This window comes from Rahnella inusitata (genome assembly GCF_003263515.1).
Taxonomy (GTDB): Bacteria; Pseudomonadota; Gammaproteobacteria; order Enterobacterales; family Enterobacteriaceae; genus Rahnella; species Rahnella inusitata.
Genome location: NZ_JYDE01000007.1, coordinates 34,320 through 56,275, shown reverse-complemented (window position 1 = coordinate 56,275; position 21,956 = coordinate 34,320). Strand labels below are relative to the sequence as shown.

Genomic DNA, 21,956 nt, shown 5'->3' with positions numbered 1-21,956 from the left:
AGGCAATTACCCGTTACCGCAGAGCGTGAATGGCGGCATTACGTCCCGCCAGAATACCGAAGATGATGATATCTGCAACGGCATTCCCGCCGATGCGGTTCGCACCGTGGATCCCACCGGCCACTTCACCCGCCGCAAACGCGCCGCGGATAACCTGTTCGCTGGCATCCAGCACGCAGGTGTCGGTGTTAATGGTCACGCCGCCCATGGTGTGGTGCACGCCCGGCGCGATACGGATCGCGTAGAACGGCCCCTGATTGATCGGATGGCGCAGCGCCGTTTTACGGCCAAACTCGGCGTCGTCCTGTTTATCAACGGCGACGTTATAGCTTTCCAGTGTGGCGAGGAGCGCATGGTGATCCATCTCCAGCTTCGCCGCCAGTTCCATTGGTGACGCTGCGCTGATGACAAAACCGCGCGCGATGTATTCATCGGCCGCTTTGTTGTTCAGGCGAATCTGCTCGTCAAACACCACGTAAGCAAATTTCTCCGGCAGAGCGATGATGTTCGCCGACACTTTGTCGCGGGTTTCCATCTCATTGAAGAACCGCTTGCCCGCCTGACTGACCAGAATCGCACCGCCGCCACGGATGGCTTCGGAAATCAGGTAGGACGTGGTTTGCTCCACGGTCGGGTGGATTTGAATTTCGCCCATATCCACAGTGCCTGCACCGATTTTCTGCAAAATCGCGATGCCGCTACCGGTCGCGCCTTTGTGGTTAGTGGTCACAAAGCCGTCCAGCTCAGGGCGATATTTCACCACCATTTCGCTGTTGGCGCTGAAACCGCCGGTCGCCACAATCACGCTTTTCGCGTTGACGATCAGCACATCGTTGTCGTCGTTGAGCAATTCCACGCCCTGCACCGCGCCGTCGTGATAACGGATTTCGGTGACGGAAGTATCGAGCATCACATCGATGTTACGTTTGTTGAGGTTCTTCACCAGACCGCTTATCAGGAAGCCGCCGACGGCGCTGCGATCTGCCGGACGGTGCGTGCGGTCAATGCTCATGCCGCCGGTGATGGTGATGTCGCTCAGCTCAATATTGTGCTCAGCCAGCCATTCGACCGCCTGCGGGGCGCGCTCGACGAACTCTTTGAGCAGCACGGTATTGTTCTTGAACTGGCCACCCTTCAGGGTTTCCTGATAGAACAACTCCTTGCTGTCTTCGATGCCTTTCAGTTTCTGATAACGGGTATCTGCGGCGTTCATGCCGACTGACGCCTTGATGGTGTTGCCGCCGATGGTAGACATTTTTTCCACGATCAGCACTTTTGCCCCTTCATCACACGCCTGAATCGCCGCAGCCAGACCGGCACCGCCGCTGCCCACCACCACAACGTCGTAGCTTTGCGGCTCTGACAGGCTGCCGCCCTCTTCCAGCAGCTGCGCTTTGCAGGATTTGGCGATAGCTTTAGAGACGGCTTTTTTCACCGCTTCACTTTGCTCGGTCGCGCCGGTCACCGCATCAACGTGCGGGCTGTTGGCATCGAGAATACGTGTACGGATGATTTCAAAACTGGTGGTGAATTCGACGTCAACATCACTACCGGCTTGCAGTTCGATATCGGCAATACGGTCGGTTTCCAGACTGACGTTAATCGCCAGCTCATTGACGGGATCCTGCACTTTTTCCTGGAACACGCCGGCTTTAAATTTCTTGGACGTCATGCTCATGTCGCGGATCATCGCGTCCACCAGCGAAAAGCGCCACAGCGGTTCAGGAATGGTCAGCGCCTCGCGCTGGGTGCTGTCGATGAACAGCTCGAGTTTCTGATCACTGGCGATACGATCGGTCCAGTCGGGATAGGCGATGCAGGCTTTCCCGATGGCGATCATGTCGTAACCGTGGGCCATCGCCAGTTCAGCGTCGGCTTTATTAACGATTCCGCCCACGCCCATCACCGGGATTTTCGCCAGTGTGTCAGAGCGCATCGTGACGTATTTGTCGATAAGCGGCGTCGGGTCAGTGGTATCGACAATAGAAGGTCGCAGCGAGTAGCCCAGCGAGAAGTGCAGATAATCAAGACCGCGCGCCGCCAGTTGCTCCAGCAGATACATCGTGTCGGCGAAACGAATGCCCGGCTCTTCCAGCTCTTCCGGCGAGAAACGATAACCGATGATGAAAGAAGAATCGGCGTATTTCTGCGCCATGGAGTGCGTAATGTCGAGAATGGCCAGCGGGAAACGGGCGCGGTTTTCGCGGCTGCCGCCCCATTTGTCATCGCGCTGGTTGGAGTTCGGTGAGAAGAACTGCTGAATGAGATAGGTGTTAGCGCCGTGGATTTCCACGCCGTCGAAACCGGCTTCGATGGCACGACGCACACCTTCACCGAATTTGGCGATCATGTCGTCCACTTCTTCTGCAGTCAGCGCGACCGGCGTTGCAGCGCCATCACGCGGGGCAGCCAGTGCGCTAGGTGCGACCGGAGTCTGGCCGCCAATCAATTTAGGTTCGCTCATGCGGCCGCCGTGATAAATCTGCAACACCGCTTTAGAACCCTGCGATTTCACGGCATCGGCGATTTTGGCCAGACCGTCAATTTTGCTGTCGTTGTCGATGCCAATCGCACCAGGAAACGCCAGCCCTTTGTCATCAATAAAGCAGCACTCGACGATCACCGTGCCGATGCTGCCGGCACGTGCGCGGTAGTACTCGACCAGTTCGCTGGTCACAGTACCGTCGAAAAAACCGGTACAGGTCGTCATCGGTGCCATCAGCACACGGTTTTTCAGCACGGTGCCATTTGGCAGAGTGAACGGACTCAATAATTGCGGGTTATGGCTCATAATATCCAGCTCCAAATTTAGAAAATATTTAATAATCTGTGAATTCGTTATCGGATTTGTTTTATTAATTTTATTTGTGGCCGATGTCATAGGAGTAATATAACGATATCTTTACTTTCAAAAGATGTAACGTTAGTTTATTAACTATTTATCCATTAATAGAATACCCGCATTATTAAATTAATGTTAACCATGTTATTAAACGATCACATTAATTTAAATTACAATCCGTTTTACCTGTCATTAAAAGCCGAAAGATTACATTTACGCGGCAGCACATGACGTCATCGCGTGCTTTGGCAGGGCTGATTTTGTCTGATGCTGGCGGTTTTCCCGGCCAGAAGCGGGATTTTAAAGGCAGCCTAACTACTCACTTTTTTCATCGGGTGTAGACGCTAAAAATACCCCTATGTGACACTCGGAATTAATTCATATAAATAAACCCTTCATCTATTCTCATTGCCTTTTCTTAAATTTACACAGCTCCGTATTTTCTTGATCGAGATCAACAGTAATAACTGCGAAAAACGCATTATATAAACATATCCTCCCTCTTAAGGGGAATGAGAATAACTAAACTCAAATAACAATAATGGAGCAATTTAAATGCCACCATTAAATAACTAAAGAAACTTGAGTAAGTAAAGAAAGCATAATCATCTTACCTATGTATCAACAAACCTATTCTCAACTACTTGTAGACAAATAAAATGACAGATATCTCAAAAACTACGGTTACACCGCAGGCGAACAAACCGGCCGGGGGCAAGAAAAACCGCCTTCTGCTGATGTTCTTACCTGTGCTGGTTGCAGTGTTGTTGTTACTCGCTCCCGTCCCCAACGGTTTAGAACCGCATGCATGGCACTTCTTCGCCATCTTTGTCGGTGTGATCGTGGGCCTTATCTTCGAACCTTTGCCTGGCGCAGTGATCGGCCTGACCGGCGTCGTGGTCATCGCACTCTTCAGCCAGTGGTTGCTGTTCAGCCCGGCGGAGCTCGCTGACCCTAAATTCAAAATGGCGGCACAGTCCTTTAAATGGGCCGTGAGCGGCTTCGGTAATTCAACGGTATGGCTTATCTTCGGCGCATTCATGTTTGCCGCAGGCTACGATAAGACCCAGTTTGGCCGCCGTCTGGCGCTGATTCTGGTGAAATATCTTGGCCGTCGCAGCCTGACGCTGGGTTATGCCATCACCTTTGCCGATTTACTGCTGGCTCCGTTTACCCCGTCTAACACCGCGCGCAGCGGCGGTACAATCTACCCGATTATCGCTAACCTGCCGCCGCTGTACGGCTCCAAGCCGAATGACCCGAGTGCCCGTAAAATCGGTTCATACCTGATGTGGGTGGCGATCACCGCCGCGTGTATCACCAGTTCCATGTTCCTGTCCGCTCTGGCTCCTAACCTGCTGGCGCTGGGCATCGTAAACAGCATCACCGGGATTAACATTTCCTGGGGTACGTGGTTCTTCGCCTTCCTGCCTGTCGGTTTGCTACTGCTTCTGACCATGCCGCTCCTGGCATATTGGTTCTACCCGCCGGAAGTAAAAATCAATGATGAAGTGCCGCGCTGGGCGACCGCCGAGCTGGCCAAACTGGGCAAAATGTCCCGTCACGAAATCCTGCTGCTGGTCTTCGTGTGCTGTGCATTAGCCATGTGGATTTTTGCCGCCAGCTTTATCGAACCGGCCATGGCTGCACTGCTGGTAGTGGTTCTGATGTTGTGGACTGGCGTTCTGAACTGGAACGATATCACCAGCAACAAACCGGCCTGGAATACCTTCGCCTGGTTCGCCACGCTGGTAGCCCTTGCTGACGGCCTGTCCCGCACCGGTTTCATCGCCTGGCTGGGTAAAGAAGGCGCGGCCACTATGGGCGGCATCTCTCCGGGTACCGCAACTATCGTGCTGCTGCTGGCGTTTTATCTGCTGCACTACCTGTTTGCCAGCACCACGGCGCACACCACTGCACTGTTACCGGCCATGCTGACCATCGGTGCTGCAATTCCGGGCATCAACATGCAGGTGTTCTGTCTGCTGATGGTAACGTCGCTGGGGATCATGGGGATCATCACGCCATACGGCACCGGCCCGAGTCCGATTTACTACGGCAGCGGCTATCTGCCAACCAAAGACTACTGGCGTCTGGGCACCATCTTCGGTGCGATTTTCCTCGCCGCGCTGCTGCTGATTGGCTATCCGTGGATGATGATGATGTTCTGATACGGGCGATAAAATACCCTACAAAGCATTAACAGAACATTTACTGGAAGAAAACATATAAACCACGTTGCCAGCCTGTGTATAAGGCTGGCAACATAGAGAAAGCATATAAACGTCGCCCGATTTATCCCTGATTCACCCGAAACGAGAAGTCCTGCTAGTGGCGGCAATAACGGATAAAGTGAGAAAAACAATGTCGAACAAACCATTCCATTATCAAGACCCCTTCCCCGTTACCAAAGACACAACCGAATACTATCTGCTGACCAAAGATCATGTTTCTGTGAGCAATTTTGATGGTCAGGAAGTGTTAAAAGTCGAACCTGAAGCCCTTACACTGCTGGCACAGCACGCCTTCCACGACGCGTCATTCATGCTGCGCCCTGCGCATCAGCAACAGGTGGCTTCTATTCTTCACGATCCGGAATCCAGCGAAAACGACAAATACGTCGCGCTGCAATTCCTGAGAAACTCTGAGATCGCCGCGAAAGGCATTCTGCCGACCTGTCAGGACACCGGCACCGCGATCATCATGGGTAAAAAAGGCCAGCGCGTCTGGACCGGCGGCGGCGACGAGGCCAGCCTGTCGAAAGGCGTTTACAACACGTTCATCGAAGACAATCTGCGCTACTCGCAGAATGCCGCGCTGGATATGTATAAAGAAGTGAACACCGGCACCAACCTGCCGGCGCAAATCGACCTCTACAGCGTCGACGGCGACGAGTACAAATTCCTGTGTATCGCCAAAGGCGGCGGTTCTGCGAACAAAACCTATCTGTATCAGGAAACCAAAGCGCTGATCACACCAGCGAAGCTGAAAGGTTATCTGGTCGAGAAAATGCGCACGCTCGGTACGGCGGCCTGCCCTCCCTACCATATTGCATTTGTAATCGGCGGGACTTCCGCTGAAGCCACGCTGAAAACCGTGAAACTGGCGTCCACGCATTATTACGACGGTCTGCCAACCGAAGGCAACGAACACGGCCAGGCGTTCCGCGATGTGAATCTGGAACAAGAGCTGCTGGTCGAGGCGAATAATCTTGGCCTGGGCGCGCAGTTCGGCGGCAAATACTTTGCGCACGACATCCGCGTCGTGCGCCTGCCACGTCACGGCGCATCCTGCCCGGTCGGCATGGGCGTTTCCTGCTCCGCAGACCGTAACATCAAAGCCAAAATCAACCGCGACGGCATCTGGATCGAAAAACTGGAAGAAAATCCGGGCCAGTACATCCCTGAAGCATTGCGCCAGCAAGGCGAAGCCGGTGTGGTGAAGGTGGATCTGAACCGTCCGATGCCTGAAATCCTCGCGCAGCTGTCTGAGTATCCGGTGTCTACGCGTCTTTCCCTGACCGGTACTATCATTGTGGGCCGCGATATTGCGCACGCCAAGTTGAAAGAGCGTCTGGATAACGGCGAAGGCTTGCCGCAGTACATCAAAGATCACCCGATTTACTACGCAGGCCCGGCGAAAACGCCTGAAGGTTATGCGTCCGGCTCCCTCGGTCCGACCACCGCTGGCCGTATGGATTCCTACGTGGATCAGCTACAGGCTAATGGCGGCAGCATGATCATGCTGGCGAAAGGCAACCGTAGCAAACAGGTAACGGACGCGTGTCAGAAACACGGCGGCTTCTATCTGGGCAGCATCGGCGGCCCGGCAGCGGTTCTGGCGCAGCAAAGTATTAAGAGTCTGGAATGCGTGGAATACCCTGAATTAGGAATGGAAGCTATCTGGAAAATCGAAGTAGAAGACTTCCCGGCGTTCATTCTGGTGGATGACAAAGGCAACGATTTCTTCGAACAGATCCATGCCAGTACTTGCGCGAAGTGCGTGAAGTAATTAAACAGTCCTTAGGATAAACACAAAGCCTGCCGGAAACGGCGGGCTTTTTTTATGCGATTGACCCGTCCTAAATAGCGCTGACGCTACAAATTGATGGCGCGAACCAAATGAAAAATTACTTATGATCTCTGCGATATAAATCCCACTCGTCGATACGCTCCCCGCCCGGCAGAACACAATCAGCCCGCTCGCCCTGCGCCGTCTGGACGCGCACCGACGTCCCGCCTTTTTCATGACAATACACCGCCGCAGGATTTGCCATGCCGACGGGCGGGTATTTGACCGGTTCTGACTGAGCACCCGCGCAACCCGCCAACACTACGGCACTCATCAGAAGAAACAGTTTGTTCATAGCAGACCTTTTTGAGAATTTCATTGCCGGAGAAAGTGAGGACATTTCAAAAGTCATCTCATCTCACAAACCCATAGCCACTTAAGGGCTATGATGGTTTTTGTCTTAATGACGTTATGAATTTGGGAGGGATGATATGGAAAGGTACCAAAATCGGGGAGGAAATTCAGGTATCGTCGCTTTCGCCATAACGGAAGATTCAATCACGCTGAAGTTTAAAGATGGCTGGCATTACATCTACAACGCCGTCCGGCCGGGGCAAACAGACGTCACCCTGATGAAGGCCATGGCAAAATCCGGCAGCGGGCTTCACGCCTTTATCAACCGCAAGATCCAAAATAATTACTTCCATAAATACCGCTAAAAACGAAAAAGGCGGCAATCGCCGCCTCTTCTGCTTACTTCGTTTAATCACTCATTTGAGCTTATTTATACAGCTCAGCGGTACCGTACATCTGGTTATTACCGGAAGCACCGATGATGCGGTATGAACTTGCACCTGCCTGAGCGGCTTTGGCATTCAGTTCTGATTGCAGACCTGAAAGGTCACCGTTAGAAGATGCACTTACCACACCGATAGTCTGCTGACCGGCCGGAGCAGACTGAACTTCAGTTGCAGCCAGAGTTGAGAATGAAGCGGTAGCCAGTGTCAGAGCAGCGATTGTCATTGCGATGGTTTTCATGATGTTTTGTCCTGTCAGTCAATATTGTGCGGGTCACCTGCTTCGGTAATCCCGGTTTCGGGTCAACGCTAGTTATTAATTAACGTTCGATAAGTAAATAATAGAGAGTGCGGGAAGTTTGCGCAAGACATTTGTTTAATGAGTGTTAACTTATTGTGCGATCGGGTGACGGGACTTTTAGGATCAGTGACTTATGAGTTGACCTCAATTATTTTTCGGCTTATTACAGGGGCTTATTTTAGCGAATAACGTTATCTGAATAGTTGGTCATAAAACTCATACATACAAAATATCTATGGCACAAATGGCCTTGTTGTATCTGATTTTACAGGATTATTTTGAGTTTCTATTTTCTAAAAAGGAATTTTTAAAATGGCAATTCCAGCTTATTTATGGCTAAAAGATGATGGTGGTACGGAAGTGAAGGGCTCAGTTGACGTGCATAACCGTGAAGGAAGTATTGAAGTTCTAAGCTTTACCCATGGCCTGCATATCCCCACTGATTGCAACACCGGAAAACTCACCGGCACACGAATTCATGGTGCATTCACTTTCGGTAAAGAGTTCGACAGATCATCGACCTACCTCTACAAAGCTGTGGCCACAGGGCAAACATTGAAATCCGCCGAAATGAAGTGGTATCACATTAATGATGCGGGCTATGAAGTTGAGTATTTCAACATGCTGCTTGAAAACGTAAAAATCGTATCTGTCACACCCGTGATGAACCACTGCAAAGATCCGAACTCTTTACATCTGAATCATATGGAATACGTCGATATGAGATACGAGAAAATAACCTGGAAACATTGCGACGGTAACCTTATCTACACTGATGCCTGGAATGAAAGAGTGACAGCCTGATGTCGCGACTTTCCTTTGATGGCTCAACACACACCCTTTCTCTGCTATCCGATGATGGCTCTGTCATCAATACCTGGACTGCCTACAACAACGTTGATTCCCACGCCAGCCTACGACACGTCAACAATGGCACATATCAGATTCAGGATAGAAATGCGCCTCACCCTCACACCGCGAATCCTAACGGTCCCTACGGCTCATTTGGAATTATACGATTTAGTGTTCCGGGGCATTCAGGCGTTGGAGTACATTCCGGCAGGGCAAACGCCCGTCACCTTCCTGGGCCAGCGCATCCGACGATGGGGTGTATTCGGACTTCTGATGAGGCTATGAAAGCCCTTAAGGAACATATGACTGGTCACTCACTTTCCACGATTGAGATACGGAATAATAGTGGCCCGTCAGCCGTAGGTTCTACGCAAAGAAATGAAAAGCGGGAGTATCAGGGAATGCGGATGGATTTCATATGAAGTGGACTGTCGCCCTTTTGTCGCTATTCCTGTTTACAGGCTCAACACAGGCAAAGGTCTGTACTCAGGAAGATGCCGCAGCCGCAGATCTGGCTGTTGATGGCCTGAATTCATGGGAGGCTATACATAAAAACTCTGTCGATTACGGCCAATGTGACGATGGCAGCATTGCCGAAGGAAATTCCGAAGCAGTTGCCAGAATGCTTGTCGATAAGTGGCCGGAGATCGGAAAGCTAGAAACGTTAATCAGTCGCGACCCAAGCTTGCAAGAATATATTCTCAAGCATGTCGATTCGACGTTAGCCACAGATGACCTCAATCGGATTATTGAGCTTTCAACTAAATCATGTCCCGAAAAAAACATATTGCTGTGCAACAAACTAATCAGTGCGGCGAAGAAGTCATTGGAATAATGAGAAGCAAATAATCAACAGGGGACTGAGGTTTGCGCCCTGTCGCATGAAAGTCATGCTTTGTCCTTTATTCCGCCCGCTGCGGTCGGGCAATAAAATTGCCATACTGATCATGGTCACGGGTTTGCCAGACCCTGTGCGGTATAATACCAAAAGTTAAAAAATAATAATTTCATTTAGTTAAATCTCTATAAATTTAACATGACTAAGATAGCAATATATAAAATATTACGTTGACTCTTATTCCAACTGAGAAGACTATCGAATGCATCCGGATTTAAAAAATGACAAGTCACGAGTAAAGAAATTTCATTTTTAATAATACACAAATTTAGAGGCACTTAAAAAACCAGTCGAGATAGTAACCTTACGTTATTTCCTCGCATTAAATTAATAGTGAGTTAAGTATATGAGGATTATTAAACCATCATATTAGCAATATTGCTAATAAATAAAATTCTAATTTCCTTAAGGACTGCACATGTCAAATACACATGACTTAATAGCACGAGCAATTCGCGAAAAAAAACAAATTACTGCAATTTATCAAGGTTATTACAGAGAAATGTGTCCTCATGCATTAGGTACTAAAAATGGAAGAGAACAAGCACTTTTCTATCAGTTCGGAGGGCAGAGTAGTACAGGAATTGTTACTCCTGACTCTACTTTCAACTGGAGATGCATTCCAATTGAAGGACTTAGTGAGGTGAACATTCGTGATGGTGAATGGTATACAGCAAACAATCACTCTCAAGATCAAACTTGCATTGATGGCATTGAAATTGAAGTTAAGCCATAAAAAAATGGCGGGAATTCCCGCCATTTTTACATTTAGCTTTTATTCCGCGCCCGCATCGAGCGTGTAATCAAATTTCCACGCACGTCATAGTAGCGGCTCGGCCAGATCCTATGCGGCGCAATACCGATTGCCGCACAGATGATTGCCTCACCTTTCGGCCATGGTCTTGCTAAAGCATTAGAGAGCGTTGAAGAACTTAACCCCGCAGCACGTGAAACCGCTGCCAGCGTTGTGCCTTTTTTGCGGAGTGCCGCGATGATGTCAGCGGGATACCAGTCGTTGGAATAATTCATGGATTTCTCCTTCAGATAGTTAATCACTACCACGGGAGCTGCGAAACTCGGCTGCGGATTAGGCCGCAGCGCTGTAGATTATTTCGAAAATCGCAGGAGCAAACCAAGTAAAGTGTTGAAGTTGCGAGATGGATTCCAAGGATTTTGTAAAAAAAAATTTATTTTTAAAGTTTACGAAGGTAAAACACCAAAAAAATGATGGAATTCGACAAACGAATTTCATCATTAAGATGAGAAACTGAAGTTAGTATTTAGTGATTAGAAAACCCATGAGTTTGAAATTAAAAATATTACTGAAAATACTATTTATTGTATTTAAGAGCATTCAGGAAGACTAAGTAGGTTATTAGGTTGTTCACCATCATTTTGAGTTTTTAAATATTTATTTCCAGATGAGCTAGTAGATACTATTATCCAAACTGATTGCCCACCAGCACTGACCCAAAAACGCCACTTCCCTGACTCAATACCAGAAATTGCTTCATCTTGAGATACTCTCCAACGGCTTCCATCGGCATTAATGCCTCCTATGAATTGTATTATTTCATGTGCATTATTACGATTTGATTTATTGATACACTTTACTTGAAGATCCATTACACTAACCTCCTTATTACTACGTGAGAGCATACAGTAGAACAAAGGCGATTTTATAATAGTGATACAGTTCAAAATCTGGAATATTTATAAATTTAATATTTATTAGAAACATTACTAAAGAGGGTTAATAATTTAATAAAAAATTCTGCTGAAGAAATAAATTCACCCACAAAATATGAAATATGAAATATGAAATATGTAACTCTTGGAAACTATATTGAGTTCAGAAATGGTGCCGACTACCGGAATCGAACTGGTGACCTACTGATTACAAGTCAGTTGCTCTACCTACTGAGCTAAGTCGGCATTTTGAGGTGTTACCGGGGAACTACGGGGTGATAAATTATTGAAATTTGATGCTGCCGTCAAGCCCCTGACGGTGCGTTTGCTGATTTTCTCGTCATTCTGCGCAAATTAATGAATTCGCACCGGTTTCATGAACAAAAATCCACCGGTGCAACGGCATTACGGACGCACTAAATCATCGCCGTAACCAATCCATTTGTAGGTCGTCAGGGCTTCTAATCCCATCGGGCCGCGCGCGTGCAGTTTTTGCGTGCTGACCGCCACTTCTGCGCCTAAACCGAACTGGCCGCCGTCGGTGAAGCGGGTGCTGGCGTTGACGTACACCGCCGAGGAATCAACTTCACGCACGAAGCGGTCAGCGCTGCTGATCGAACGGGTGAGGATCGCATCCGAATGTTCGGTGCCGTAGGTGCGGATATGCGCCACGGCGGCGTCCAGACCGGCGACCACGGTGACGTTCAGATCCAGCGACAGCCATTCGTCCTGATAATCCTCTTCTGTCACTGCCAGCACGTACGCCGGGCCACTTTGCAGATGCGGCATGGCAGACTCACTGGCATGCAGCGTGACGCCGGCGCGATGCATTCTGGCGCTCAGCTCCGGCAGAAAACGCGCGGCGATCGCCTGATGCACCAGCACAGTCTCCAGGCTGTTACAGGCGCTCGGACGTTGTACTTTGGCACTTTCAATCACGGTCAGCGCTTTGTCAAAATCAACGCTCTCATCGACGAAGGTATGACACACGCCGATACCGCCGGTGATCACCGGAATAGTCGACTGTTCGCGACACAGTTTGTGCAGCGCTGCGCCACCGCGAGGGATCAGCATGTCGACGTATTTATCCAGACGCAGCAGTTCTGCCACCAGCGCGCGATCCGGGCTGTCGATGGCCTGAACGGCGGCTTTCGGCAGCCCGCACTCTTCCAGCGCCTGCTGAATGACTTTAACCGTTGCCTGATTGGTGTGATGTGTCTCTTTACCGCCGCGCAGGATCACCGCATTGCCGGTTTTCAGACACAGGCTGGCGACGTCGATGGTGACGTTCGGACGCGCTTCATAAATCACGCCGATAACACCAAGTGGCACACGGCGGCGCTCGAGGCGCAGACCGCTGTCCTGCAATGAACCGTCAATCACCTGCCCGACCGGATCGCTCAGGCGGCAGACATCGCGCACATCGCTGGCAATCGCCGATAAACGGGCGGGCGTCAACAACAGGCGGTCTAATAAGGCTTCGCTCATGCCGCTTTCGCGTGCAGTGGACATGTCGAACTCGTTGGCAAGAATAATGCTCTGGCTGTTGGCTTCAAGCATATCGGCCATCAGCATCAGCGCACGATTTTTCTGCGCAGTGCTGAGGGTAGCAAGCTGCCAGGACGCGGCTTTCGCGGCCTTGCCCATCTCGTTAAGCATGGTAACTCCTTAACTGACAATCATGTCGTCACGATGAACGGCCACCGGGCCGTACTCGTAACCGAGAATATCGCTGATCTGCTGGGAATGGTGACCGGCAATCATGCGCATCGCATCACTGTTATAGCGGCTGACGCCGTGCGCCAGGTCGCGCCCGTTCAGATTGCGGATACGGATCACTTCCCCACGCGAGAAATCACCTTTCACTTCCCGGATGCCTTTGGGCAGCAACGAACTGCCGCGCTCGAGCATCGCCGCCACCGCACCATCATCAACGGTGATTTCACCGGCTGGCGGTGCGCCGAAGATCCAGCGCTTACGGTTCTCCAGCGGCGTCTCCATCGCATGGAAACGTGTACCGACGGACACGCCGTTGATCACATCCGCGATCACGCCCGGCAGGTTACCGGCCGCAATGATGGTATCGACACCCGCACGGCACGCGACGTCCGCCGCCTGCAATTTGGTGGCCATACCGCCGGTGCCGAGGCCGGAGACGCTGTCACCGGCGATGCCGCGCAGGGCGTCATCGATGGTCGTGATCTCACGGATAAGCTCGGCTTCGGGATTGGTGCGCGGATCGGCGGTGAACAGGCCGCGCTGATCGGTCAGCAGCAACAGTTTATCGGCACCCGCCAGGATCGCCGCCAGCGCCGATAAATTATCGTTATCACCCACTTTGATCTCAGCCGTCGCAACCGCGTCGTTCTCATTAATCACCGGAACGATGTGGTTATCGAGCAGCGCATTCATGGTGTCGCGGGCGTTGAGAAACCGCTCACGGTCTTCCAGATCGGCACGGGTCAGCAGCATCTGGCCAATGTGGATGCCGTATATCGAGAACAATTGCTCCCAGAGCTGAATTAAACGGCTTTGCCCGACGGCAGCCAGCAGCTGTTTGGAAGCAATGGTGGCGGGGAGTTCGGGGTAGCCAAGATGTTCGCGCCCGGCGGCTATCGCGCCCGAGGTCACAATCACAATCCGATGCCCTGCCGCATGTTGCTGCGCGCACTGGCGGACAAGCTCAACAATGTGAGCCCGGTTGAGGCGGCGGGAACCGCCAGTGAGCACGCTGGTGCCCAGTTTTACAACCAGTGTTTGGCTGCCACTCATAGTCATCTGCCGTTTAATTAGTGTGTTTGATTGAATTGAAACGCTTTGCTTTGATGTGTTTGTATCAGGAGAGAAGCGTTATGCCAACCGGCATAACGCTATAATAGCAGCATTCATGATGGGAATGGGTAGTACGCAATGGTGCGAAAGGTCAGGCAGAAAGCTTCACCGGTTCTTCGCTGAAATCATCAGCAGGTTCCAGTTTGAGAGACATTTCTACAATCATGGCATTGAGTTTTTTGTGAAACCCTACCAACGTCGTCTCAAGCTTCTCGCGAACTTCAGCATCCTTAATGTTTTGAGCCTTCCAGTCGCCTTCTTTGTCGAACAAACCGAAGTGATACACGTAGGTAAAACGTTCGGCTTCGGCCTGTAACTCAATCCACCAGCCCCAGAACTCACGCTTCTCTGGCGCGGGCTTCACGTTGACACAGACAGCTAAGCAGTCAAAGAAAAAGCGGTCGTTCTCGCATTTCCCTTCTCTAATGTACGGCCCCAACGTACCGAAACGTTTCATTAGCCTGCTTTTAGGATGACCACTTGGTAACGTCATAGTACAACCTCCATATAAAGACGATCCTTTTTAGCAAAACGTTAAGAATAAGCAACCATTAAGTTATTGCATTCTCTTTTGCAGCCACTCGCAAATCTCATGTAATGCACGATCAAAGTGCTGATAAAGCGGCTCGCTCTGGATAGCCATCAGCTTGCCGTCAGAGGAGGAATCCGCTATCAGCTTCGCTTCGCTCTTCGGACTGAACACATCGTTCTCCCAGTATGCGGCAAGCATCGGCGTCGGCGTTCTGCGCCCCAGCAGGCCCTGCATTTTCAGAGAATAACGATTAAGTTCGGTTTTCAGCGCCGAGTCCGACGCGCTGGACATGCCGATGCGGCTGGCCAGCACGTCCATGTACATATCCGGCACCTGTTCCTGACATTTTGGGTCACTGAGCAGCGTATGCACCAGCGCACCCAACGTGGCGACAGCGCGCACGCGGCGCGGTTCGAGATATGCCAGACGCACGGCGACGTTGGCGCCAAAACGGTAACCCAGCAGGCTGACGCGCCCGGCATCCACCCACGGAACATTCGGCAACTGCTGCAACACCTGCTGATGCAGGAAGCTGGTGTCCTGGGTCAGTTTCCACTTGGCGGAAAAACCGATCGACGGCATGTCGATGGTCAGCATCGCAATGCCCATCGGCGCCAGATAAGAACGGAACAGGCGCTGATGGTCACTTTGTAACGTATCCAGACCGCCACAGACCATCACCGTCGGGAACGGCGCTTTGCCTTCATTCGGCAGATGCAGGAAACCGGTGATCGGCGCACCGCCAGGGATCGCAAAATCCAGCTCTTTGAGTTCATAAGGCGAATGCTCGGAGGATTTCTCAAACGCTTTGTTCGCCAGGGCTTCGGCCTGTTCCGCCAGCGTATCGCCTTTGAGATGCGGATAACCGGCGATACTGTAAAGGTTGGCAGCTTTCAGCCAGTATTCGCTGGCCAGATCTGCATCTGACTCTTCTGCGGCTTTCTTCTGCCAGAGCATGGCCTGATTCGACCATTCATAAATCCAGTTGCCGTTGCGATAGCCGATGACCGTATCGAGCAGCAGCGGATTGCTGTGCTCGGCTTTGCAAACCGCAATGCGCGACAGCACCTCTTCCACTTCGAGCGGATCCACGCCGCGCCACATCCACATCAGACGGTTAATGGTCCGGTACCAGCAATTCACCGTATCCCCTTCCAGCGCTGAGTGCATCGGCGGGTGAACGTTGTGATGATGAACGCGACGGACAAGCGTCGAGGTTTCCGGGTATTTGAAGGAAGGTTTGAACAGTTTTTCCGTGAGATTGACTGGCGCCATAATGCATGATCCTCCGTTAGCAAGCAGATGGTCGCCCGCAGGCCACCCTTTCATGAGGGGATTATAACGTGTTAACGGTGCGACAAGACAGGAGTGAGGTCAAGCGAAAGGGATTTCAAGTCAATGAAAGCAAAACGCCCGGCAATGAGCCAGGCGTCTTTTATAAAGCGCAGTAAATCATTTTCCCACTAAAGGAGGAACAAACACGACGCCCATATCCCACGGCTGTTCGATCCAGGTGTTCTGCGGGATGTCTATCACGTAGTCATCGACCAGCGGTGCGCCAGCTGGTTTAGCAAAGATAGTGATGAAGTGAGCTTTCGGGTACATCTCACGGATGGCTTTCGCGGTGCCGCCGGTGTCTACCAGATCATCGATTACGATAAAGCCTTCACCGTCACCTTCTGCGCGTTTCAGCACTTGCATTTCGCGCTGATTGTCATGGTCGTAGCTGGAGATACAGACGGTGTCTACGTGACGGATACACAGTTCACGCGCCAGTAACGCTGCCGGGACCAGGCCGCCACGGCTGACTGCAATAATGCCTTTCCATTGTTCTGCCGGCAGCAGACGTTTAGCCATCGTGCGGGCGTGGATTTGCAGCATGTCCCAGGTTACAACGTATTTTTCGCTCATAAAGGTGTCCCAGCCAGTGAAAAGACGGCTTCTAAGAATATATTCGGGGGAAAAAAGGTTGCGCGGGATTATAGAGATTCTGGCTCACAAAAACCAGCGATTATCTGGTATCAGGTGCCCAAAAACCCCGGATTTTCTCCCCACATACGCGCACAGCATCAGATTAAGTGATATTCTGTCAGGCCACTCGCCACAACGTCTGGCGGGGATTACTCAACCTTAAACCTACAGCATCTCAATCAGTTCGCCTGCACATGGAGCCTGAATGAGCTGACTGTTACAGGAGACTTATAGTGTCTGAACTGTCTCAGCTTTCGCCACAACCGTTGTGGGATATTTTTGCCAAAGTATGTTCGATTCCGCACCCTTCTTATCATGAAGAAGCGCTGGCAAAACACATCGTTGAATGGGCACAGGAAAAAGGTATCCACGCTGAGCGTGATGAAGTCGGCAATATCTTGCTGCGCAAACCGGCCACCCAGGGCATGGAAAATCGCAAAGCCGTCGCCCTGCAGGCTCACCTCGATATGGTGCCGCAGAAGAACAACGATACCGTTCATGATTTCACTAAAGATCCCATCCAGCCGTTTATCGAAGACGGTTGGGTAAAAGCACGCGGCACCACGCTGGGTGCTGATAACGGTATTGGTCTGGCCTCTGCGCTGGCGGTTCTGGCGGATGAAAGCGTCGAACACGGCCCGCTGGAAGTGCTGCTGACCATGACTGAAGAAACCGGCATGGCGGGCGCATTCGGCCTGCAACCAAACTGGTTACAGTCTGAAATCCTGATCAACACCGATTCCGAAACCGAAGGCGAAATCTACATGGGTTGCGCGGGCGGGATCGACTTCACTGCCACGCTGCCGCTGAGCCGCGAAGCCGTACCGGCCGGTTTCACCACGCTGAAACTGACCCTGAAAGGCCTGAAAGGCGGCCACTCCGGCGCAGACATTCATCTGGGTCTGGGCAACGCCAGCAAACTGCTGGCACGTTTCCTGGCCGATCACGCCGACTCTCTCGGCCTGCGACTGCTGGACTTCACCGGCGGTACGCTGCGTAACGCTATTCCGCGCGAAGCCATTGCGACGCTGGCGATTGCCTCTGACAAATCTGACGCACTGAAAGCGGCTGCACAGGAATTCCTGGCGACGATCCAGTTCGAACTGTCTGCGGTAGAGAAGAAAATCGCGCTGGTGGTTGAAGCTGAACAAAGCAACGCGAAAGCGCTGACGGCACAAACCCAGGGCAAATTCCTCGCGCTGCTTAATGCCACGCCAAACGGTGTGATCCGCATGAGCGATGACGTGAAAGGCGTGGTCGAAACCTCTCTGAACGTCGGCGTTGTCACCATGAAAGATGACGAAGTGGCGATCAACAGCCTGATCCGTTCCCTGATCGACAGCGGGAAAGAGTACGTGGTCAGCATGCTGAACTCACTGAGCGCGCTGTCTGGTGCGAAAAGTCTGGCAAAAGGCAGCTATCCGGGCTGGAAACCAGAGCCAAGCTCGCCGGTGATGACGCTGGTGCGTGAAACTTACGAAACGCTGTTCAATAAAACCCCGAACATCATGGTGATCCACGCCGGTCTGGAATGCGGTCTGTTTAAAAAACCGTACCCGGACATGGACATGGTTTCCATCGGGCCAACCATCACCGGCCCGCACTCGCCGGATGAGCAGGTTGAAATCGAAAGCGTTGAGCTGTACTGGAAACTGCTGACAGCGTTGCTGAAGGCGATTCCTCAGAAGAACTGATTTTTAAGCTCCTCCCCCTTCGCAGGGGAGGAGCTTAAAGCACCCCTACAAACGCGTGAAATTATTCCCAGGGCAACAGCAACTGCCGCTCTATCTGCGGATCCTGCAACGTCACGTGCAGTCCCACCAGCCTTACGCCCCGCCCGCCCCGTCGTTGTTCCCAGGCTTCCCGCGCGACTTTCAGTAAATCTTCTTTATTGAGCACCGGCCAGACGTGTTCCTGCGTGGTCTGCTGAAAATCATGGAATTTGAGTTTTACGCCTTGCCGCGCGATGCGAAGCGTAGGGCTGACTTTGCTCAGCCGCGTATGCAGTTCGGGATATAAGCGTTCGATCAACGCCGCACACTCTTCCCAACTGTGAATATCTTCCGCCAGTGTGCGCTCGACGCCCACTGATTTACGCAGCCGTTCAGCGGAAATTTCCCGCTCGTCGATACCCTGACAACGCTCCCACAGGACCCGTCCAAACTTGCCAAAACCTTTGAGCAACGTTGCCAGATCATAGCGTTGCACATCACCGCAGGTAATTAGCCCGTGCTCCTGCAAGCGCTGGGCGGTCACTTTACCGACGCCGGGAATTTTGCTCAGCGGTAAATCTTGTAAAAACGCATCGACTTCATCCGGCGTGATCACGAACTGGCCGTTGGGTTTATTCAGGTCAGAGGCGATTTTCGCCAGAAACTTGATGGGCGCGATACCGGCCGAAGCGGTCAGATTGATTTCATCAGATATCGCCTGACGGATTTCGGCGGCAATAAGCGTCGCCGAGCCGTTGCACTGGGTGGCGTCTGACACGTCCAGATAGGCTTCGTCGAGAGACAAGGGTTCGATAAGCGGCGTATAACGCGCAAAGATTTCACGGATGTGGTGAGAGGCTTCTTTATAGGCTTCCATTCTGCCGGGGATGACTTTCAGGTGCGGGCAGAGTTTCAAAGCCATTCCGGTGGGCATCGCGCTGTGGACGCCGAATTTGCGTGCCGGATAGTTGGCCGTGCTTATCACACCACGACGATCGCGGCTGCCGCCGATGGCGATCGGAATGTCGCGCAGGGACGGATCATCGCGCATCTCAACGGCCGCGAAAAAGCAGTCCATATCCACGTGAATGATTTTACGCATACCCCTCCCCTGATGACTGTATAAGTATACAGTGAATGGATGCAATTTCAAACACAGAAAATGGCGGTAAATTTGGGTTAATTAATCACCCATTCTGGCAAGTACACATATTTAACAATACGACATTCATTATTCATTATTTGGTGATTGCTAAAATATTAATCAGTATTAATATGGCAGCGTTTGAGACAGGCTGTACATAAGAATCAATCAGTGGCGGTCTTAAAGATGGTTTCATCTGAGAGACAAAACATCAGAATTATTATTAAGCAGGATTTAGAATGATCAGAATCGCGCTGTTCCTTGCGATGCTCCTCAGTTTGCCTTTATTTACAGCAAATTACGCCGTGGCCAGCGAACCTGTCCCGGTCAACGCTGCGCTTAAAAAGCAGTTGTTAGGCGCTCCGGTATATATCCAGATTTTCAAGCAAGAACGTAAACTCGAAATGTACGCGCAGCTCGACGGCGAATTTCGTCTGATCGGCAGCTACGGCATCTGCGACTTTTCTGGTGGTTTGGGAAATAAACGTCGTGAAGGCGATTTCAAAAGTCCGGAAGGTTTCTACAATGTGGATATTCACCACCTGAAACCAGACAGCCGCTTTTATCGCGCGATCAATATCGGTTTCCCGAACGCCTATGACATTTCCCAGGGTTACTCAGGCAAGTACCTGATGATCCACGGTAACTGTAAATCAATCGGTTGCTACGCGATGACCGACGGCTACATGGATGAAATTTTCACCTATGTCCAGGCTGCTTTCCAGTTCGGCCAGCGCAATATGCAAATCAGTATTTATCCGTTCCGTATGACTGATGCCAACATGCAGGCGCACAAAAACTCAAGCTACATTAACTTCTGGCGTCAGCTCCAGCCGGGATATGCGTACTTTGAGAAACACCATCAGGCACCCAACGTGGTGGTAACTGACGGTAAATATGAAGTGCTTCAGCCGCTGTCCAATACCCCGCTGTCCTCACAGCTGGCGTTCACCCAGGTGAAATAACGCGAACTCGCCTGGGGCAATCTTGTTCCAGGTTTCGTTTGCAGTCAGCGGTTGTGTGGCAATCACGGTGACGACATCATTGGGTGTCGTCTGCTGCTGAAAATCAATCTCTACATCCTGATCCAACAACGTGGCCTTGCCGAACGGCGCGCGGCGCGTGATCCAGTACAGATTTGTCGAACAATAGGCCATCACAAAATGCCCGTCCGACAACAGCATGTTAAACACCCCTTTCTGTCTTAACTCATCCGCCAGCGACGCAATGAAGCGAAATACCGCAGGCCAGCTCGCAGGCCGACGCGGATAACGTTCCGTCAGCTTGTGCAGCAGCCAGCAAAACGCGTATTCGCTGTCGGTCTGACCTATCGGGCGCAGCGTACCGGTGTCGAGCTGACGATAACCGCGCAGCTGACCGTTGTGCGCATAAGTCCAGTTGCGGCCCCACAGTTCGCGGGTAAACGGATGGGTATTTTCCAGCGCCACTTCGCCACGGTTTGCCTGACGAATATGGGAAATCACCGCGCAGGATTTGATCGGGTATTCCTGAACAAGGCGGGCGATGGGCGAATTAAAACTCGGCAACGGATCTTTGAAAGTACGACAGCCATTCCCCTCGTAGAAGGTAATGCCCCAACCGTCTTTATGCGGGCCTGTCCCGCCACCGCGCTGCACTAATCCACTGAAGCTAAAGCAAATATCAGTAGGAACGTTAGCGCTCATCCCGAGCAATTCGCACATCTCCCGCCTCCTTTACAACAAAGGTCTTACGCCTTCGCCATCTCTTTTTCGATCAAGAGAATTAAAATATGAATGACTTTAATATGGATTTCCTGCACACGGTCTGCAAAACCAAAGTGCGGAATACGGATTTCCACGTCGGCAGAACCGGCCATTTTACCGCCGTCTTTACCGGTCAGGGTAATGACTTTCATGCCTTTGGCGCGGGCAGCTTCGATGGCTTTAATCACGTTGCCGGAATTACCTGAAGTCGAGATGCCGAGCAGCACGTCGCCTTTCTGGCCTACCGCTTCCAGATAGCGGGAGAAAATGTATTCGTAACCGAAATCGTTGCCGACACAGGAGATGTGGCTGACGTCGGAAATCGCAATCGCCGGGTAGCCGGGGCGGTTTTCACGGTAACGGCCCGTCAGTTCTTCCGCGAAGTGCATAGCGTCGCAGTGTGATCCGCCGTTGCCGCAGGAAATCACTTTCCCGCCCGCTTTAAAGGAATCGGCCAGCAGTACTGCTGCACGTTGAATAGACTCAATATTTGCCGGATCGCTGATGAATTTATTCAGCGTTTCAGCAGCTTCGTTCAGTTCAGTACGGATAATATCCTGGTACATAGCAACCTCTTTTATGTCCATTTGCAGCCGTGTCAAACGCGGCCGATAGCAATAAAACTTTCCG

The 21,956-nt window shown here is 51.4% G+C and carries 22 protein-coding genes and 1 tRNA gene; 9 read left to right on the top strand and 14 right to left on the bottom strand.

Annotated elements, in window-relative coordinates; genetic code table 11:
- Positions 1-13: 13 nt before the first annotated feature.
- Positions 14-2,791, bottom strand: a complete 2,778-nt coding sequence (locus TU92_RS04555) for a flavocytochrome c (RefSeq protein WP_112164997.1) — start codon at positions 2,789-2,791, stop codon at positions 14-16.
- A 710-nt stretch (positions 2,792-3,501) separates the two neighbouring features.
- Here TU92_RS04555 and TU92_RS04550 point away from each other — a divergent pair.
- On the top strand, positions 3,502-5,013 hold the full coding sequence (locus TU92_RS04550) for an anion permease (RefSeq protein WP_112164770.1): 1,512 nt from the start codon (positions 3,502-3,504) through the stop codon (positions 5,011-5,013).
- A 193-nt stretch (positions 5,014-5,206) separates the two neighbouring features.
- Positions 5,207-6,853, top strand: coding sequence for a class I fumarate hydratase FumA (gene fumA, locus TU92_RS04545; protein WP_112164769.1), 1,647 nt, complete (start codon positions 5,207-5,209; stop codon positions 6,851-6,853).
- A 118-nt stretch (positions 6,854-6,971) separates the two neighbouring features.
- On the opposite strand, the gene TU92_RS04540 is transcribed toward fumA, so the two are convergent.
- Positions 6,972-7,208, bottom strand: a complete 237-nt coding sequence (locus tag TU92_RS04540) for a putative hemolysin (protein WP_112164768.1) — start codon at positions 7,206-7,208, stop codon at positions 6,972-6,974.
- A 136-nt stretch (positions 7,209-7,344) separates the two neighbouring features.
- Between TU92_RS04540 and TU92_RS04535 the strand changes: the two genes are divergently transcribed.
- Positions 7,345-7,572: a hypothetical protein gene (locus TU92_RS04535; RefSeq protein WP_112164767.1), complete on the top strand. Its 228-nt coding sequence runs from the start codon at positions 7,345-7,347 to the stop codon at positions 7,570-7,572.
- Between the two features lie 61 nt (positions 7,573-7,633).
- Here the strand turns inward: TU92_RS04535 and bhsA are convergent, their stop codons facing one another.
- Positions 7,634-7,891, bottom strand: a complete 258-nt coding sequence (gene bhsA / locus TU92_RS04530; protein WP_112164766.1) for a multiple stress resistance protein BhsA — start codon at positions 7,889-7,891, stop codon at positions 7,634-7,636.
- 372 nt (positions 7,892-8,263) lie between these two features.
- On the opposite strand from bhsA, the gene TU92_RS04525 reads away from it, so the two are divergent.
- The 4 genes from TU92_RS04525 (at position 8,264) to TU92_RS04510 (ending at position 10,437) form a co-directional block, all read left to right on the top strand.
- Positions 8,264-8,755 (top strand): Hcp family type VI secretion system effector, encoded by a 492-nt coding sequence (locus TU92_RS04525; RefSeq protein WP_112164765.1) that lies wholly within the window; start codon positions 8,264-8,266, stop codon positions 8,753-8,755.
- Positions 8,755-9,225: a L,D-transpeptidase family protein gene (locus TU92_RS22600; RefSeq protein ID WP_112164764.1), complete on the top strand. Its 471-nt coding sequence runs from the start codon at positions 8,755-8,757 to the stop codon at positions 9,223-9,225. Before TU92_RS04525 ends, TU92_RS22600 begins: the two co-directional genes overlap by 1 nt.
- A complete protein-coding gene (locus TU92_RS04515; protein WP_208640477.1) occupies positions 9,222-9,638 on the top strand; it encodes a hypothetical protein in 417 nt (138 codons plus the stop codon). The genes TU92_RS22600 and TU92_RS04515 overlap by 4 nt, the downstream gene beginning before the upstream one ends.
- Before the next feature lie 481 nt (positions 9,639-10,119).
- The gene (locus tag TU92_RS04510) at positions 10,120-10,437 is read left to right on the top strand and encodes a hypothetical protein (RefSeq protein ID WP_112164763.1); all 318 of its coding nucleotides are present in this window, start codon (positions 10,120-10,122) and stop codon (positions 10,435-10,437) included.
- A 32-nt stretch (positions 10,438-10,469) separates the two neighbouring features.
- Here TU92_RS04510 and TU92_RS04505 read toward each other — a convergent pair whose 3' ends face one another.
- The 8 genes from TU92_RS04505 to gpt form a co-directional block, all read right to left on the bottom strand.
- Positions 10,470-10,730, bottom strand: coding sequence for a helix-turn-helix domain-containing protein (locus TU92_RS04505; protein ID WP_112164762.1), 261 nt, complete (start codon positions 10,728-10,730; stop codon positions 10,470-10,472).
- A gap of 315 nt (positions 10,731-11,045) precedes the next feature.
- Complete coding sequence (locus tag TU92_RS04500; protein WP_244207806.1) at positions 11,046-11,327, bottom strand: DUF3892 domain-containing protein; 282 nt, start codon at positions 11,325-11,327, stop codon at positions 11,046-11,048.
- 233 nt (positions 11,328-11,560) lie between these two features.
- A tRNA-Thr gene (locus TU92_RS04495) sits at positions 11,561-11,636 on the bottom strand.
- 159 nt (positions 11,637-11,795) lie between these two features.
- Positions 11,796-13,049, bottom strand: a complete 1,254-nt coding sequence (gene proA / locus TU92_RS04490) for a glutamate-5-semialdehyde dehydrogenase (protein WP_112164760.1) — start codon at positions 13,047-13,049, stop codon at positions 11,796-11,798.
- A 9-nt stretch (positions 13,050-13,058) separates the two neighbouring features.
- Positions 13,059-14,162 carry a glutamate 5-kinase gene (gene proB / locus TU92_RS04485; RefSeq protein ID WP_112164759.1) on the bottom strand — a complete coding sequence of 368 codons (1,104 nt, stop codon included), beginning with the start codon at positions 14,160-14,162 and terminating at the stop codon, positions 13,059-13,061.
- A gap of 151 nt (positions 14,163-14,313) precedes the next feature.
- On the bottom strand, positions 14,314-14,715 hold the full coding sequence (gene crl, locus TU92_RS04480) for a sigma factor-binding protein Crl (protein WP_112164758.1): 402 nt from the start codon (positions 14,713-14,715) through the stop codon (positions 14,314-14,316).
- 63 nt (positions 14,716-14,778) lie between these two features.
- Complete coding sequence (gene frsA / locus TU92_RS04475) at positions 14,779-16,029, bottom strand: esterase FrsA (RefSeq protein ID WP_112164757.1); 1,251 nt, start codon at positions 16,027-16,029, stop codon at positions 14,779-14,781.
- Positions 16,030-16,206: 177 nt separating this feature from the next.
- Positions 16,207-16,665 carry a xanthine phosphoribosyltransferase gene (gene gpt, locus TU92_RS04470; protein WP_013574288.1) on the bottom strand — a complete coding sequence of 153 codons (459 nt, stop codon included), beginning with the start codon at positions 16,663-16,665 and terminating at the stop codon, positions 16,207-16,209.
- Positions 16,666-16,958: 293 nt separating this feature from the next.
- On the opposite strand from gpt, the gene pepD reads away from it, so the two are divergent.
- Positions 16,959-18,419 carry a beta-Ala-His dipeptidase gene (gene pepD / locus TU92_RS04465; protein WP_112164756.1) on the top strand — a complete coding sequence of 487 codons (1,461 nt, stop codon included), beginning with the start codon at positions 16,959-16,961 and terminating at the stop codon, positions 18,417-18,419.
- Between the two features lie 61 nt (positions 18,420-18,480).
- On the opposite strand, the gene dinB is transcribed toward pepD, so the two are convergent.
- Positions 18,481-19,539, bottom strand: coding sequence for a DNA polymerase IV (dinB, locus tag TU92_RS04460; protein ID WP_112164755.1), 1,059 nt, complete (start codon positions 19,537-19,539; stop codon positions 18,481-18,483).
- A 281-nt stretch (positions 19,540-19,820) separates the two neighbouring features.
- Between dinB and dpaA the strand changes: the two genes are divergently transcribed.
- Positions 19,821-20,546 carry a peptidoglycan meso-diaminopimelic acid protein amidase gene (gene dpaA, locus TU92_RS04455; protein ID WP_112164754.1) on the top strand — a complete coding sequence of 242 codons (726 nt, stop codon included), beginning with the start codon at positions 19,821-19,823 and terminating at the stop codon, positions 20,544-20,546.
- Here the strand turns inward: dpaA and TU92_RS04450 are convergent.
- Together TU92_RS04450 and lpcA are read right to left on the bottom strand one after the other, a co-directional pair.
- Positions 20,517-21,284 carry a class II glutamine amidotransferase gene (locus TU92_RS04450; RefSeq protein WP_112164753.1) on the bottom strand — a complete coding sequence of 256 codons (768 nt, stop codon included), beginning with the start codon at positions 21,282-21,284 and terminating at the stop codon, positions 20,517-20,519. The two genes, dpaA and TU92_RS04450, sit on opposite strands and share 30 nt — an antisense overlap.
- A gap of 26 nt (positions 21,285-21,310) precedes the next feature.
- A complete protein-coding gene (gene lpcA / locus TU92_RS04445) occupies positions 21,311-21,892 on the bottom strand; it encodes a D-sedoheptulose 7-phosphate isomerase (protein ID WP_112164752.1) in 582 nt (193 codons plus the stop codon).
- Positions 21,893-21,956 lie beyond the last annotated feature (64 nt).